This is a genomic window from Capsulimonas corticalis, from assembly GCF_003574315.2.
GTDB lineage: Bacteria > Armatimonadota > Armatimonadia > Armatimonadales > Capsulimonadaceae > Capsulimonas > Capsulimonas corticalis.
On the sequence record NZ_AP025739.1, the window covers coordinates 3938932 to 3953397 of the forward strand.

General features: G+C 61.1%; 13 protein-coding genes. 9 read left to right on the forward strand and 4 right to left on the reverse strand.

Annotated features, from left to right (window positions below; genetic code table 11):
• The 6 genes from ribD (at position 1) to D5261_RS16815 (ending at position 6826) form a co-directional block, all read left to right on the forward strand.
• Entirely contained in the window at positions 1-1152 is a 1152-nt protein-coding gene (gene ribD, locus D5261_RS16790; protein ID WP_218025642.1) for a bifunctional diaminohydroxyphosphoribosylaminopyrimidine deaminase/5-amino-6-(5-phosphoribosylamino)uracil reductase RibD, read from the forward strand.
• A gap of 41 nt (positions 1153-1193) precedes the next feature.
• A complete protein-coding gene (locus D5261_RS16795) occupies positions 1194-1871 on the forward strand; it encodes a riboflavin synthase (protein ID WP_119322442.1) in 678 nt (225 codons plus the stop codon).
• Positions 1872-1892: 21 nt separating this feature from the next.
• A complete protein-coding gene (locus D5261_RS16800) occupies positions 1893-3131 on the forward strand; it encodes a bifunctional 3,4-dihydroxy-2-butanone-4-phosphate synthase/GTP cyclohydrolase II (RefSeq protein WP_119322441.1) in 1239 nt (412 codons plus the stop codon).
• Between the two features lie 78 nt (positions 3132-3209).
• Positions 3210-3677, forward strand: a complete 468-nt coding sequence (gene ribH, locus D5261_RS16805) for a 6,7-dimethyl-8-ribityllumazine synthase (protein ID WP_119322440.1) — start codon at positions 3210-3212, stop codon at positions 3675-3677.
• A 51-nt stretch (positions 3678-3728) separates the two neighbouring features.
• Positions 3729-4994, forward strand: coding sequence for a S1C family serine protease (locus D5261_RS16810; RefSeq protein WP_119322439.1), 1266 nt, complete (start codon positions 3729-3731; stop codon positions 4992-4994).
• Positions 4995-5074: 80 nt separating this feature from the next.
• Positions 5075-6826 carry a GAF domain-containing protein gene (locus D5261_RS16815; RefSeq protein ID WP_119322438.1) on the forward strand — a complete coding sequence of 584 codons (1752 nt, stop codon included), beginning with the start codon at positions 5075-5077 and terminating at the stop codon, positions 6824-6826.
• 657 nt (positions 6827-7483) lie between these two features.
• Here D5261_RS16815 and D5261_RS16820 read toward each other — a convergent pair.
• The 3 genes from D5261_RS16820 to D5261_RS16830 all read right to left on the reverse strand — a co-directional run bounded on the left by D5261_RS16820 (position 7484) and on the right by D5261_RS16830 (position 10307).
• Positions 7484-8203, reverse strand: a complete 720-nt coding sequence (locus tag D5261_RS16820) for a ribosomal protein L7/L12 (protein WP_165864333.1) — start codon at positions 8201-8203, stop codon at positions 7484-7486.
• A gap of 2 nt (positions 8204-8205) precedes the next feature.
• Positions 8206-8811, reverse strand: coding sequence for a hypothetical protein (locus tag D5261_RS16825; protein ID WP_119322435.1), 606 nt, complete (start codon positions 8809-8811; stop codon positions 8206-8208).
• Between the two features lie 326 nt (positions 8812-9137).
• On the reverse strand, positions 9138-10307 hold the full coding sequence (locus tag D5261_RS16830; RefSeq protein WP_119322434.1) for a PD40 domain-containing protein: 1170 nt from the start codon (positions 10305-10307) through the stop codon (positions 9138-9140).
• A 111-nt stretch (positions 10308-10418) separates the two neighbouring features.
• On the opposite strand from D5261_RS16830, the gene D5261_RS16835 reads away from it, so the two are divergent.
• Positions 10419-10859 carry a response regulator gene (locus D5261_RS16835; protein WP_165864332.1) on the forward strand — a complete coding sequence of 147 codons (441 nt, stop codon included), beginning with the start codon at positions 10419-10421 and terminating at the stop codon, positions 10857-10859.
• A gap of 51 nt (positions 10860-10910) precedes the next feature.
• The gene (locus tag D5261_RS16840; protein ID WP_119322433.1) at positions 10911-12890 is read left to right on the forward strand and encodes an amylo-alpha-1,6-glucosidase; all 1980 of its coding nucleotides are present in this window, start codon (positions 10911-10913) and stop codon (positions 12888-12890) included.
• 6 nt (positions 12891-12896) lie between these two features.
• Here the strand turns inward: D5261_RS16840 and D5261_RS16845 are convergent, their stop codons facing one another.
• On the reverse strand, positions 12897-13451 hold the full coding sequence (locus D5261_RS16845) for an LOG family protein (protein ID WP_119322432.1): 555 nt from the start codon (positions 13449-13451) through the stop codon (positions 12897-12899).
• Positions 13452-13530: 79 nt separating this feature from the next.
• On the opposite strand from D5261_RS16845, the gene D5261_RS16850 reads away from it, so the two are divergent.
• Entirely contained in the window at positions 13531-14463 is a 933-nt protein-coding gene (locus D5261_RS16850) for an STM4015 family protein (protein WP_119322431.1), read from the forward strand.
• Positions 14464-14466 lie beyond the last annotated feature (3 nt).

Here is a 14466-nt window from a genome sequence, read left to right on the forward strand (position 1 = left end):
GTGACGGCTTTCCGTTCGCCGCTTTCATTGCATCCTTACTCCGATCCTCACGAGCGCATCATGGCCCGTGCGCTCAGGCTAGCGTCTCGCGGCCGCCACGCCAGTCCCAACCCGATGGTGGGGTGTGTCTTGATTTCTCCGGACGGCGCCGTTGTCGGCGCCGGCTTCCATCCGCGCGCCGGCGAGCCGCATGCGGAGGTGTGGGCGCTGCGCAGCGCGGCGCCTGGAGCGGCGCGCGGCGCCACGGCGTACGTCACCTTAGAACCCTGTTCACACTGTGGGCGCACGCCGCCGTGCTCGCTGGCGCTGGTGGAGGCCGGCGTCTCCTCGGTCGTCATCGCCATGCTTGATCCCGACACCCGAGTTTCCGGGCGGGGCGTCGAAATCCTGCGGAATGCCGGGATCGATGTCACCCTCGGCGTTCTGGAGCGGGAAGCGCGGGAACTCAGCGCGGCGTACATCAAACACCGGACGACAGGGCTGCCCTGGTTCGTTCTCAAAACGGCGGCGAGCCTGGATGGAAAGATCGCCACCCGGAGCGGAGATTCCCAATGGATCACCTCGCCGCCGGCCCGCCGCGCCGTTCACCGGCAGCTTCGCGACCGATGTGACGCGATTGTGACAGGTTTGGGTACAGTGATAGCAGACGACCCTTCTCTGACCACGCGCCTTGGCGCTCGCTCGGGCCGCAATCCGTGGCGCATCGTGGTGGACAGCAGGGGACGGACGCCTCTCGAATCGCGTGTCGTCCGGCAGGCGAGCGTGGACGGGCGTACGATGATTGCGACGACCGAACAATGCCCCTCGGAGCACCGGGAACTATTTGAGCGAGCAGGCTGTCATATATTAATATGCTCGCAAGATGTGGAGGGCCGGGTCTCCCTGCCGGACCTCGCGGCGCGGCTGGGAACTCGCGGGGACATGATTGGTGTTCTTATAGAGACGGGCGGTCAACTGGCCGCTTCGGCTTTGAACTCAGGAATTGTCGATCGCTGGACAGCGTTTCTCGCTCCGAAGGTGATCGGAGGGGACGCGGCGCCGGGACCGATCGGGGGATTGGGCGCGGCCCAAATGAGCGACGCGCAAAAATTATCGACGTGGAAACTCAGGCGATGCGGCCCAGACATAGTGATTGACGCTAGGATTTGGTAAAATAAGTCATTGGGACGGTTTTGAGAACTGAAGGAGTGCGCATGTTCACAGGAATTATTGAAGAAGTCGGAAAGGTGGCGGCGATCGAGCGCGGGGCGAACTCGGCGCGATTTACGATCGAAGCCCATGACGTCTTGAAAGATGTCCGCCTCGGCGACAGCATCACCGTGAACGGCGCCTGTCTGACCGTCGTGGCGCATACGCCGACGACACTGGACTTTGACGTGGTTTATGAGACGATGCAGCGGACGGCGTTTGGCGATCTCGCCATCGACGATCAGGTCAACATGGAGCGAAGCCTCGCCGCGAACGGCCGCTTCGACGGTCATATCGTGCAGGGACATGTGGACGGCACCGGGACGATCGCCAGCATTCGTGAAGTCGACAACTCCTATTATGTCTACATCAAGCCGCTTCCGAGCCTGATGCGCTATATCGTCCGTAAAGGCAGCATCGCGGTGGACGGCATCTCGCTGACCGTCGCGGATGTCGACGACAAGATGTTCTCCGTCGCGATCATTCCCTTCACGATGGAGCATACGAACTTCGGCGCGCGCCGCGCCGGCGATGTCGTCAACCTGGAAACGGACATCATCGGGAAGTATGTCGAGCGCCTCGTCGGCGGTGATTACGCCCGGGCGGACAACGGCCTCCGCCTCGCGGAGAATCCACGGGAAGATCGCTCATTGATGAGCACGACCGCGACCTATCAAGAATAACGGTTCGAGAATAGCAGAGTTATGGAACACGATATCAAGTTCGACACGGTCGAAGATGCGCTGACGGATCTTCGGGCCGGTAAGATGATTGTTCTGGTGGACGACGAAGACCGGGAAAACGAAGGCGATTTTGTGATGGCGGCGGAGTTTGTGACTCCCGAAGCGATCACCCTGATGACCCGCCGCGCCAGCGGCATTATCACCGTTCCCATGACGGCGGAGCGCCTGCGCGAACTTCAGCTGGACCTCATGGTCCGTGAAAACAGCGAAAGCATGAGCACGGCCTTCACGGTCACGGTGGATATTCGTGACGGCGCCACCACGGGGAGCAGCGCGGCCGACCGCGCGCTCACGATCCGCAAGCTGGCCGATCCCACCGCAAGATCTCAGGATTTCAACCGCCCCGGCCATGTCAATCCGTTGATGGCCCGCAAGGGCGGCGTTCTCAAGCGAGCCGGTCACACCGAAGCCGCCGTCGATATGATGCGTCTCGCGGGTCTCCAGCCCGTCGGCGTGATCTGCGAGATCATGGGCGATGACGGCGATATGGCGCGCGTCCCGGAGTTGCGCGAGCTCGCCAAGCAGTACGACCTCAAATTTATCACCATCGCCGACCTTATCAAATATCGACGACGCACCGAAAAGCTGATCCATAAGGTCGCTCAGGCGCACCTACCCACCAAGTACGGCGAGTTCGAGATCCATGGCTACGAAACCGATATCGAGCCGACGCCGTATGTGGTTCTGACCATGGGCGATATCTCCGACGGCAAGGATATCCTCGTGCGTATCCACTCGTCGTGTCTCACCGGCGACCTGCTCGGCTCTTTGAAGTGCGACTGCGGCGACCAGCTGCACCTCGCCCTGAAAAAGATCTCGGAAGCGGGGCGCGGCGTCCTTCTGTATATCGAACAGGAAGGGCGGGGGATCGGCATCGTCAACAAGATCCGAGCGTATGCGCTTCAGGACGAAGGCGCGGACACCGTCGAGGCGAATGTGCGCCTTGGCTTTAAGCCCGACCTGCGCGACTATGGCATTGGCGCTCAGGTCCTGGTGGATCTGGGGATCAAGCGTATCCTGCTCTTGACCAACAATCCGACGAAGCTCGCCGGTCTCGAAGGCTACGATCTAGAGATCGTCGAACGCATTCCGCTGATCGCCGAGGCGAACGAAGCCAGCCGCCGCTACATGGACACGAAGCGCACGAAGATGGGCCATCTCCTCGACGACCCCGACGGTATGGACCACATCGGATCTTAACCTCATCGAACCCAGGTTCGGATGCTCGCCGCAAATTTTCTTGTCGGCTGTGAACCTTTTCCAGAAAGTTTGCGTATTATGAAAACATACAGCGGCGACTTGATCGGGACGAACCTTCACTTCGCTATCGTACTGAGCCGGTTCAACAACTTCATCGGCGACCGCCTTTTGGAAGGCGCGCTCGATACCCTGCACCGCCACGGCGTGGCGGAAGACAGCGTCGAACTCGCCCGCGTTCCGGGCGCATTCGAAATTCCTGTCGTTGCGCAGGAGCTGGCGAAAACGGGGAAATACGATGCGGTGATCTGTCTTGGCGCCGTCATTCGCGGCGCGACCGCCCACTTCGACTATGTCGCGGGGCCGCTCGCGTCCAGTTTGGCGTCAATTGGAGTGACAACAGGCGTTCCGATCCTTTTCGGAGTGCTGACGACCGATACGATTGAACAGGCTGTGGAGCGCGCCGGGACAAAAGCGGGCAACAAGGGAGCGGATGTCGCTCTCGCCGCGATTGAAACGGCCAACGTACTCAAACTCATCCGCGGTTAGCTTTCTGCGCACAGACGGCTAACCGACACTTAGATACGATCAGAGGAACCGATGAAGAAAACTTTATCCTATCTGTCCGTCTTTGGAATCGGGGTCATCGTCTGCGGAGTGGGCCTGAAGGCTGTCTCCGGAGTCAATACCGGTCCTTTTTTTACCAATGATTCCGGCAACAAGCAAGCCGTCCTGGCGTCGCTCAATACAACGCCGTCGCCGATCAAGCACTTCACTGGCGACAGCGTCGTTGCGGACGCCGCCGCGAAGCTGGAGCCGGCGGTCGTCACGGTGCACACCATCGGCCGCGCCGTCCAGCAATCGAACAATCCCTTCAGCGCCGACCCGATGTTCCGCCAGTTCTTCGGCGATCAGGGCGGCCAGAGCGATCAGGCTCCCGCCGAAGCGCCGCGCGGCGCCGGTTCGGGCGTGATCATTAGCCCGGACGGTTATATTCTCACCAACAACCACGTCGTTCAGGACACCACGCAGGTCACGGTCAATGTCGGCGACAAGGGATATACCGCGAAGGTTGTCGGCAGCGACTCCCTGACCGACATCGCGGTCGTGAAGATCGACCCCAAGGGCGTCAAGCTTCCCACCGCCGACCTCGGCGACTCCGACTCGATGCGCATCGGCGACTGGGCGATCGCCATCGGCAACCCGCTGAACATCGGCACCACGGTGACGCTGGGCATTGTCTCCGCCGTCAACCGCAAGGGGCTGAGCGCGGAAGGCCATTCGCTGAACTCCGTGATCCAGACCGACGCCGCGATCAACCCCGGAAACTCGGGCGGCGCGCTGGCGAACATCAATGGCCAGGTCATCGGCATCAATGAGGCGATCTACTCGCCGACCGGTTCATATGTCGGCATCGGCTTCGCCATTCCGATCAACGCGGCGAAGAAGATCGCTTACCAGCTGATCAAAGACGGCAAGATCGTCCGGCCGTACCTGGGCGTCTCCTACGCGCCTTTGAAAGAGTTCCCCGCGCAGGCTCGCCAGCAGATGGGCATCACTGTGGACGGCGATGACGGCGTCATCGTCCAGCAGGTCCGCCGCGGATCCCCGGCGGCCGCCGCCGGCCTCCAGACCTACGACGTTATTCTTCAGGCGAACCGCCAGAAGATCAACGACACGGACTCGCTCAACAACATCATCCAGGGCCTGAAGGTCGGCGACACGCTCGCTCTCCTGATCTCCCGCGACGGTCAGACGCAGATCGTCACCGTCACGCTCAAGGAGCGCCCGCAGGATTACGGCCAGCGCCCCACGACGCAGCAGGTCGTTCCGGCGCCCGTTCCGGATCAGCAAAGCCCGTTCTAACCGAGCATAATTTTCGAGGAAAAGGCCGCAGCAAATCGCTGCGGCCTTTTTTATTTGGAGATTGGGTACAATACCGGCACATGTGCGATATTGCAGAACTTATGCATCATCTGTGCCGCCGCGCGGTGGAGATCGACAATGCCCAGACGCTGTTGGAAGAGCTTAGCGAAGCCTTGCTGAGCGCTACCGGCGCCGACCGCGCGTTCATCGCCGTCGCCAATACGGATACGGGGGAGTTGCAGATCGTCGCGACATCCGGTGAAGGCTGGACGGACGAGATCCGCGCGCGCCGCCTGAAGATCGTGGATACGGCAAAGATCCGAGCGGACGGGAGCCCGCGCAATGGGATTACCTCTCACGTCGCGGCCTCCGGGAAACCCTATCTGACGGGGAATGTGGACGACGATCCTTATTACTTCGCCTTCTTCGACGATGTTTGCAGCGAGATCGCCGCGCCGATTCTGGATGGCAACGGCCACACGCGCGGCGTCATCAATCTCCAAAGCTTTCAAATCAACCACTTTACTCCCCAGCATCTGCTGATCGCGCAATCCGTCAGTGACCTCGCCGCCATGCGCCTGATGATGGATGGGTACCGGGCGCGGGAGACGGCGCTGGTCGAGATCGGCAAAGATCTGAGCGCGATCGCGGACGCGACGCAGCTCACGCAGCGCGTTGTGGACGTCGCCGCCGAAGTGCTGCGCTTCGAAGACTGCTCCCTGTTCGTTCTCGACAAGGATAAAAGCCAGTTGGTGCTGCAAGCTTCGCGCGGAGGTCTCGCGGACCGCATCGGCGAAGCCACCTATCCTCTGGGCGAGGGGCTGACCGGGTGGGTCGGCAAGCACGGCGAAGCGATCCGAACCGCGAAACCCCAGGAAGATCCGCGCTGGCAGGGGCGCTTCCAGGAATTCCCGTCCCAGGACATCGGGGCCTTTTTGGCCGTTCCTATCTACGGCCGCCATGGGGTGCTGGGCGTTCTTCGCGTTCTTCGCCGCAAGAGCGTCGCCCCCTGGTTCCGCCGCGAGTTCACTGATGATGACGAGACCGTGCTGATGACGATTGCGTCCCAGCTGGGGGCCGCCATCGAAAACGGCCGGATTTTAGACCGTCTGGTCAACACCGAGCGCATGGCCGCCTGGGGCGAGATGTCGGCCAAGGCCGCGCATATGATCGGCAATCGCACCTTCGCGATCAAGGGCGATTTGAACGAGCTTGAATACCGTCTCTCAGAATCGGAAGACCGCCGCGAGGAGTTCCGGGCGCTCGCCGAAGGCATTCGCCGAGGGATCTTCCGTCTCGAAGAGATCTTGCAGGAGTTCCGGGACTTCGTGCGCGCGACTCAAATCGCGCTGACCGAGTGCGACCTGAATGAGATCATCCGGCAGTGTGTCGAGGAAAGCTTCCCCAAGCGCAGCCGCGTGCAGCTGGAGATGATCCTCGCCGAAAAACTGCCGACCGTAATGGCCGACGCCCCGCGTCTCAAGCGCGCCTTCTCCGAGCTGATCGAGAACTCCGTCTCCTTCCAGCCGGACGGCGGACGTCTGATCGTCCGGACATCGCTCGCCGATCATCCCGACGCGCTCCAGGCCGCCCGGCTTCCGCGCGCCCGGCAATACGTCCAGATCGAATTCCGCGACACCGGCCCCGGCGTCCCGGACGAGATCAAACCCCACATCTTCCGCCCCTTCTACACATCCCGCGCGCGCGGAATGGGCCTGGGCCTTTCCATCGTCAAGGGCATCCTGGAAGCCCATCGCGGCAACATTGTCGAAGTCGGCGAAGCCGGCGACGGCGCGGATTTCCTCGCCTTTCTGCCCGCCAAGACGGATTAGCGATGGGGCGCGCGCCGACCCCATTTCCGTTCCATGGGCTTGGCTATCGATGTAACCCGTTCCGTACGCTGTCCGACGAGGAGTGGGGCGAGATTGCGTTGCTGTCGGAACCCATGCGCGCGGCGCTCGCCGGGCATTCTCACGTTCAAATCCTCGGTCGGTGCGGCCGAGGCAAGAGTACGACCCTGCGCGGCGCCGCTTACGATGCGCGCGTCTGCGGAATTCCATTCGAGTATGAGTACATTCCTCCCGGAGCCTCTCGGTTTCTTACGCCGCTTGACGGCTTAAAGGTCTTCTTCTTGGACGAGGCCCAGCGGCTATCCCCAATGGAGCGCTGGCGTCTGTCCAAGGTCGCCAGAAGGAACGAAACGCGTCTTATTCTTGGCAGCCACTCCGATTTTCGCTTCTTCCTCAGGCCCTTGGTAACCATTTCTCTGGACCCTAGGGACTCTGACCACTTCTCCGCCGCATTGCAGCGTCGTCTCGATTACTTCGCTCTGCCGGATGGGCCGCGCGCTTCGCTTTCCCACAATGCCCTGCGCTGGCTGTGCGAGCAATATGGCAGTGACCTGCGCGGCGCCGAGCATCTGCTCTACGAAGTTTTTGCGCAGCTCGACGGCCCACGCTCTCTGACGCCCGAAGACCTTCAGCATACTCTCACAACGTTTCCCGTGAGTGGGACAGGATTTGGATCACTGCCCCCGCTGCTGTCAGCCGCGCGGCGATTGGCTCCGCGATCTCGCGCTCTACGTTCTCCATCAAAGCCGCCGGAACTGCGTTGATCAAATCCTGGATTTCCTGGAGACTGAGGCGCGGCAGTTCCTGATGGATTGCCTGCATCACCGGATTCTCACTGCCCGTCACGTTCTGAAGGATCATGTCCACTCCCGCCGCCTCACCCGACGGTATGGTGAATGACGCCTGTGCATTTACGGAGGACGTCGGTTGACTGCGTGTTGAGTGAGGAGAAGGGGTGCTGGAAGCCCTTGATGCGCTTGTCAGCACGAACGGGAGCGCTCCGTGTGGGTTAACCTTCCAGGGGACATCGACATCCACGGTGACTTCCCAGACAATGCTGACATACTTCCCCGAATAGCTCCAGGGTGACTGCGGCAGCGTGAACTGGAACGGGATCTGAACGAGAACCCCAGCGATGAGGCTCCCTTGAAAGCAATCGAGTTTTTCCGCGACGCCCGTGTCGCAGTCCCCGCGTCCTTCCGTGCGCCATTGCAGGGACACCCACAAATGCCGGCAATGGGTGTTCGCGGCGGGGGTGACTATTATGATCCCGCGCACAATCTGCCCTGTGTGGAATGTCGGGGGCGGGGAGAAAGGCGGATTTCCTTCGAACGCCATCTCGATCTTAGCGCTTGCCATGGTTATCCTCCCAAGCGATCCGGCGTGACCGTAAAAGGGAACTCTTCTTCGTAAGTGGGCCATCCCGCCATCGTCACCTTCGTTTGAATGACCCAGTTTAGCTTGTTTCTGCGTCCCTCGAAGCTATGCATCCCATCCGCCGGTATTTGAATGCTCCATTGGCGCTGATTGGTCTCGCCGGGTCGAAGCGCTAAAGGACCGTAAGAGATCGTATTCACCGTGGTAGGGTGCGTCACCGTGGTGGTGTTGCTGCCGCGCGTGTATGTGGCCGACTCTCGAAAGATCAACGTCATGGTGTGATTCAGAACGGAGACAGGAGATTGGGCCGTCTGCTGATAGTTGACAAGGAACTTTTCGCCGACGCGCGGCGCTTCGACACTGAGAATAATTTGGGCGGCGCCAATCTTTCGCACGGCGATCATCGGTTTGAGTCCGGCCCAAATCATACACAATCCGAGCAAGACAAACGCGGCCGGTAACAGAGCGCCCAGTGGAGAAGAAGAAAAGACATCAATCGTCATTGCCGCGCTGCCGATGGTCCAAACGGCGCCAAAGATCAGCAGGCATCCCGCCTGAGCGTTCTTCGTTGACTTGAGTGGAGTGTTCAAGAAGCCTCCAGGATTCGATGACGTATTACTGCTGAAAGAACCGCAGATCCTCACTCCATACGACACTGGAAACGCAGTTTTGTTGCGCGGCTGCGTCGCCGGATGTCCAGGGCATTGAGTTTTGTCAGGTAATCTTCACAAGTGGAGGCGTCAGGTAAAATGCAGTCATGAGTCGAATTTTGATTGTGGATGGTGGAGTGGAAGTGCGCGAAGCTGTGCAGCGGCAATTGGAGCGGGAAGTCTGTAAAGCGTCGCGCCCAGCGAAGGCGAGGGGATTCCGCGCCTGAACGACGCTGACTGCCTCGCCTTCTGCCCGCCAAGACGGATTAGCTGCGGCTGGCGCGATAGATCACACACTTGTTGCCTTCCCGCTTGTGATAGAACATCTCTTTTCTGTCCAGTGAAATGCTCGGCGCTTCCACAAATCCGGTAATCTTTCTGAGGACGCGCGCTTCGCCAAAGGGCGCCGTTATGGACGTTCGCGTCGCCGTCATGATGCGCATGCTCGCTCCGGGAGCACTGGCCCCGGCCATCCGCTGGCTTGCGCGCGTGAAGTAGAGCTCCAGCCCGTCGGAAGAGATCGCCGCCGCGTAATTGAGACCGTCCACATTGATATTTTTCATGATCTGTGCGCTGCCGGGAACCTCTTGAAACTGCCCGCGAATGCGCTGTGCGATGAAGATGACGGAACTTTTCGGCGCCGGCAATCCGGATACGATTACCGCCCTGGAAATATAGAGCGTTCGCCCGTCCGGGCTGACGCTCGTGTCCATATCGATCGCTCCCGGGACATTGGAACGGATATCCCACGGCGCCGGACGCACATTTTTGACTGCCTTCCCATCAAACTCCCCGGTATAGATCAAGTTTTGCGTTCGAGCGTAAGAGCGGGGCGTGGTAAAGTAAAAGTGGCCCGCTCTGTCCATGCTGGCGACTGCGTCCAGAACGGGAGAATTGACGCCCGGCAATAAACCCAGATACCGAAACGTCGTCTTCCCCGTGCGAACGGCGAAGCGCAAATCGGTGTTCACTCCCGGATCGTTCTGGTTGTTGAAGAAAAGATAATGTCCGTCCGGGGAAATGAACGGCTCCATCGCGCTGCCGTGATACCCCGCGATAGTCACGGGCGCGGGATTGGCGTAGAGATCGCTGGATGGTTCTATTCTCGTCGAGATCGGCAGTGGGGAACTCTTTGACGCGCTCGGCTTCTTTTGTTCCTGCTTGATCATCGCCAGCGCCTGGTCCAGCAGAGCCTCCGCCTTTTCGGGATGACCGGCGTCGAGCGCCGGCTTGATCTGCTTGAGCACGACAAAGATACCGGCCGGATTGTCTCCCGCCTGGACCAGGGCGCGCACGCCCGTTTGGACCTGTGTGAATTTTGTCTGCAATCGATGACGCAGATCCTGAGCCAGCGCCGAAACGCAGATCAGGAAAATCATTCCGACGGCGATCGTGAGGCGGAATACGAGACGAGTCTGCTTCGTAAGGATTTTCATAATTGCCTGTACGTTTTGTCGGGAAGGAAGTTTCAGAGGCGGGGCGATGTTGTCTCAATCTCGCGGTCCGTGTGTTGCCCACAACCCCAACGCGTCAGGTATAATGCGATCATGTGCCGAATTTTGATTGTGGATGACGAAGTGGAAGTGCGCGAAGCCGTGCAGCGGCGATTGGAGCGGGAAGGCTACAAGGTGGCGGTCGCGCCCAGTGAGGGCGAAGGGATTCAGCGCCTGAACGACGCCGAGAAGGCGTTCGACATCGTAATCACGGACATGAGCATGGAGGATCAGGAATCGGGGATCCGGATCCTGGAGGGCGCCGTGGGGCGCGATGTGTTCACCGAAGTGATCGTACTGACGGCTTATGGCAATGTCGCCAACGCGGTTGAGTGTATGAAGCGCGGCGCCTTCGATTATGTCGAGAAGAACATGCCGGGTGTGGATGTGTACGAGCTGCTTTGCCTGAAGGTCCAGCAGGCCGTGGAGCGTCGCCGCTCGGCGGTGGACACCGTGCGGCGGCTGGAAGCGTTCACCAAGACCCGCGGCGTTTAGAAGCCAGGGCTCGCGGAATTTGATCGGGTGTGGAGGAGAGACAACACGGATATGACATGGATCACCAGGGAGTCGCTGCAGAATTGGGAAGAGTCGTCCCGCCGCGAATGGCTGGTGACAAATGGAATAGGCGGATATGGATCGGCGTCCATCGCGGGGGCGAATACCCGCCGCTATCATGGTTTGCTGGTTCCGGCGTTTGAGCCGCCGCTTGGCCGAGCCGTGCTCTTTTCGAAGATTGAAGAAGAAGTCCGGATTGAGGACGAGCTTTACCTGCTGAGCGCGAACAAATACCCCAGCCTCGTGCACCCGCAGGGCTATCGTCACCTCGTGGACTTTACCCCGACCCCCGTTCCCACATTCACCTATGTCTTCCATGAAGACACTGTCGTCCTCGAAAAGCGCATCTGGATGGCGCACGGAGACAACACCGTCTACATCCAGTACCACCTGATCAAAGCCCCCGAGTTTATCAAGCTTGGCCTCGTGCCGCTGATGGCCTACAAAGACTATCATACCGAGCAGCACCGCTGGGACGGCTTTCATGGGACGACCACGAGCGAGCCGGACGGGACCCTGAAGTTCGTCGCCTTCGACGACGCCCATCCCCTGTTTTTGCACACCGAGCCTCCGTACGCCTTCACCGACCACAGCGGCTGGTTCTATAACTTCGAGCATGCGCGCGAAGCCGAGCGCGGATTGGATTCGACCGAGGATCTTTACTGCCCGGGCCGCTTCGATGGAACGCTGAACGTGGGCGAGACGATGACGATCGTCGCGACTGTGGAGACTACCCCTCCCGCGCGGCCGGACGCCGCGCTGGCCGCCGAGGAGAAGCGGCAGGCGAAGCTGCTGACGCTTGCCGGCCTGGAGGCGGGAGGGGACGCCGTGCGCGAACTGCTCACGATCGCCGCCGACCAGTTTGTGATTGAGAAGACGCCGAAGGTCGCGCGCGCCACCATCATCGCCGGATACCCCTGGTTCACGGACTGGGGCCGCGACACGATGATCGCGCTGCCGGGGCTCTGCCTGACCACTCGCCGCTACGATGTCGCGCGGGAGATCCTGAGCACCTTCGCCGGTGCGACGCGCAATGGACTGATCCCGAACCGCTTCTCGGACGGCGGCGGCGAAGAGTACAACACCGTCGATGCGAGCCTCTGGTTCTTCCACGCCGCGCATCAGTACGCCGCGCAGTCGGGGGATTGGACGTTCGCGACCGGCGAACTGCTCCCCGTCTTTGAAGATATTCTCCAGCACCATATCGCCGGCACGGATTTCCAGATCAAAGCGGATCCCGAGGATGGACTGCTCAGCGCCGGCGAGGCGGGCGTGCAGCTGACGTGGATGGACGCGCGGGTGGGGGATTGGGTCGTGACGCCGCGCACCGGCAAACCCGTGGAGATCAACGCCCTCTGGTACAACGCCCTGCGCGTGACGGCGCTGCTGGCGCAAAAGGCGGGCGACGACGCCAAAGCCAAGTCCTATGAGGACCGCGCGGCCGCCGTCAAAAAGAGCTTCCTCGCCGCCTTCTGGAACCCCGCGACGCACAATCTCTTCGACGTCATCAACGCCGACGGCCGGCCGGATCCCACGCTGCGGCCCAACCAGATCTTCGCCGTCAGCCTGCCCTTCGCCGTTCTGGACGGCGATGAAGCCAGGGAGGTCGTGGACGCCGTGGAGAAGGCGCTGCTGACTCCCTATGGCCTGCGGACGCTCGCGCCCGGCCTGCCGGACTACCATCCGCACTACGGTCCCGGCGATCAAGGCGTGCGCGACGGCGCGTACCACCAGGGAACCGTGTGGCCGTGGCTGATCGGCGCATTCGCCGAGGCGCATCTCAAAGCGTATGGCGACAAGGCGCGCGTACGCGAGATCCTTGAGCCGCTGCTCACGGAGGGGCTGCGCTGCTACTGCATCGGCTCCGTCCCGGAGATCTTTGACGCCGACGAGCCTTTCGCTCCAAACGGCTGCGTCGCGCAGGCCTGGAGCGTGTCCGAGCTGCTGCGCACGCTGGCGGCGGTGTCCTGAGCGTAATCAGGCGGCGAGCCGTATCGCGCCCATCGGCAGTACGGCTTCCACCGCCTCCAGCGCCGTATCCACCACGGTCAGGTGATGCAGGTGTTGAGCGCCAACCGCCAGGGTCTGCGTGCAGGCGTCCAGCCACGGCTCCCAGACATCGCGTCCGACAAGCACTAGCGGCCGGGGCGTCGCAACATGCATCGTCAGGCAGTTCCAGACCAGCGTCACCTCCACCAGCGTTCCCACGCCGCCGCGTACGGCAATAAAGCCCGCGGAGCCCTCGATCAATCCCTGAAGCCGTCCAAAGAAATCATGCGTGGGCCGGGTCTCGGTGATGTAGTTGTTGATGGGAGAGGTGAGTTTGGACATGGTGACGCCGATGACGGAGCCGCCGGCCTCAAAGGCCGCCTGCGAGGCCGCCACCATGGCGCCCTGGTAGCCGCCGGTGGCGACCGTGTATCCCGCTTCGGCGAGCAATCGGCCGGCTTCCGCCGCCTGACGATACTCCAGGCTGTCCGGCGGGCACTGCGCGCCGCCGAAAATCGAAATGACTTTGTGATCCGTTTCCATATTCCATTATCGTCACGTTTGGCCGCTTTTTGCAGGGCCGCAAAATAGTCCCGTATTTACCATTGAGAGGATCCGCGTTGTGGGAATTTACGAACATCTGAAGCACTTTGGCGGGAAGCCGGTCGTCAACTGGGAGTCGGGAGACTTCCTGGAAAATCCGAGCAAAATGGCTTACCGCATCAGCATTTCCTGGGAAGAGAATGACGCGGACGCTAAGTGGACCGACAAATTCTCGCAGTTTCTCTCCGAGCCGAATGTCGGGGAAGTGACGGCGATCATCGTCGGCCCCTGGGAAGGCGCGATGGATTCCAGCGGCGCCTCCGAATCCGCCGTGGAGGCGCTTGTCGCCGCGCACGGCAAGCTTCCCAATCTTCAGGCGCTCTTTGTCGGCGAAATCCTGGCCGAAGAGGCCGAGATCTCCTGGATCCAGCAGTCCGATCTCTCCGCGCTCTTCAACGCCTACCCGCTGCTGGAGACGTTTTACGCGCGCGGCGGCAACGGCCTCAATCTGGGCTCGCCCACGCACGCGCTTTTGAAGACGCTGGTGGTGCAGTCGGGCGGCTTGGACGCTGAAGTCGTGCGCGAGGTCCTCGGCGCGTCCCTTCCGGCCCTCGAGCATCTGGAGCTATGGCTGGGCGACAGCAGCTACGGCGCGACAACGACCGTCGACGATCTGGGACCGCTCTTGAGCGGCGCGCTGTTCCCAGGTCTCAAATACCTAGGGCTTTGCGATGCTGAGATCTCCGACGAGATCGCCGCCGCCATCGCGACGGCCCCAATTCTGGGGCAGATCGAAGTGCTGGACCTCTCGCTGGGAACGCTTGGCGACGACGGCGCGCTGGCGCTGATCTCCGCGCCGTCGCTCGGCAAACTTCGCCATCTGGATATTCACCATCACTATGTCACTCCTGAAGTTGTCGAACGACTCCTGGCGCTTCCGATCTCCGTGGATGCGACCGGGCCGGAGACCGCGCACGATGACGAAGATCGCTATGTCGCCGTTTCGGAATAACGC

Coding starts and splice junctions, on each gene's coding strand:
- D5261_RS16815 (WP_119322438.1), top strand. CDS start 5,075: ATGTGCGATATTGCAGAACTTATGCATCATCTGTGCCGCCGCGCGGTG.
- D5261_RS16810 (WP_119322439.1), top strand. CDS start 3,729: ATGAAGAAAACTTTATCCTATCTGTCCGTCTTTGGAATCGGGGTCATC.
- D5261_RS16800 (WP_119322441.1), top strand. CDS start 1,893: ATGGAACACGATATCAAGTTCGACACGGTCGAAGATGCGCTGACGGAT.
- D5261_RS16795 (WP_119322442.1), top strand. CDS start 1,194: ATGTTCACAGGAATTATTGAAGAAGTCGGAAAGGTGGCGGCGATCGAG.
- D5261_RS16820 (WP_165864333.1), bottom strand. CDS start 8,203: ATGGCAAGCGCTAAGATCGAGATGGCGTTCGAAGGAAATCCGCCTTTC.
- D5261_RS16835 (WP_165864332.1), top strand. CDS start 10,419: ATGTGCCGAATTTTGATTGTGGATGACGAAGTGGAAGTGCGCGAAGCC.
- D5261_RS16840 (WP_119322433.1), top strand. CDS start 10,911: ATGACATGGATCACCAGGGAGTCGCTGCAGAATTGGGAAGAGTCGTCC.
- D5261_RS16830 (WP_119322434.1), bottom strand. CDS start 10,307: ATGAAAATCCTTACGAAGCAGACTCGTCTCGTATTCCGCCTCACGATC.
- ribH (WP_119322440.1), top strand. CDS start 3,210: ATGAAAACATACAGCGGCGACTTGATCGGGACGAACCTTCACTTCGCT.
- D5261_RS16845 (WP_119322432.1), bottom strand. CDS start 13,451: ATGGAAACGGATCACAAAGTCATTTCGATTTTCGGCGGCGCGCAGTGC.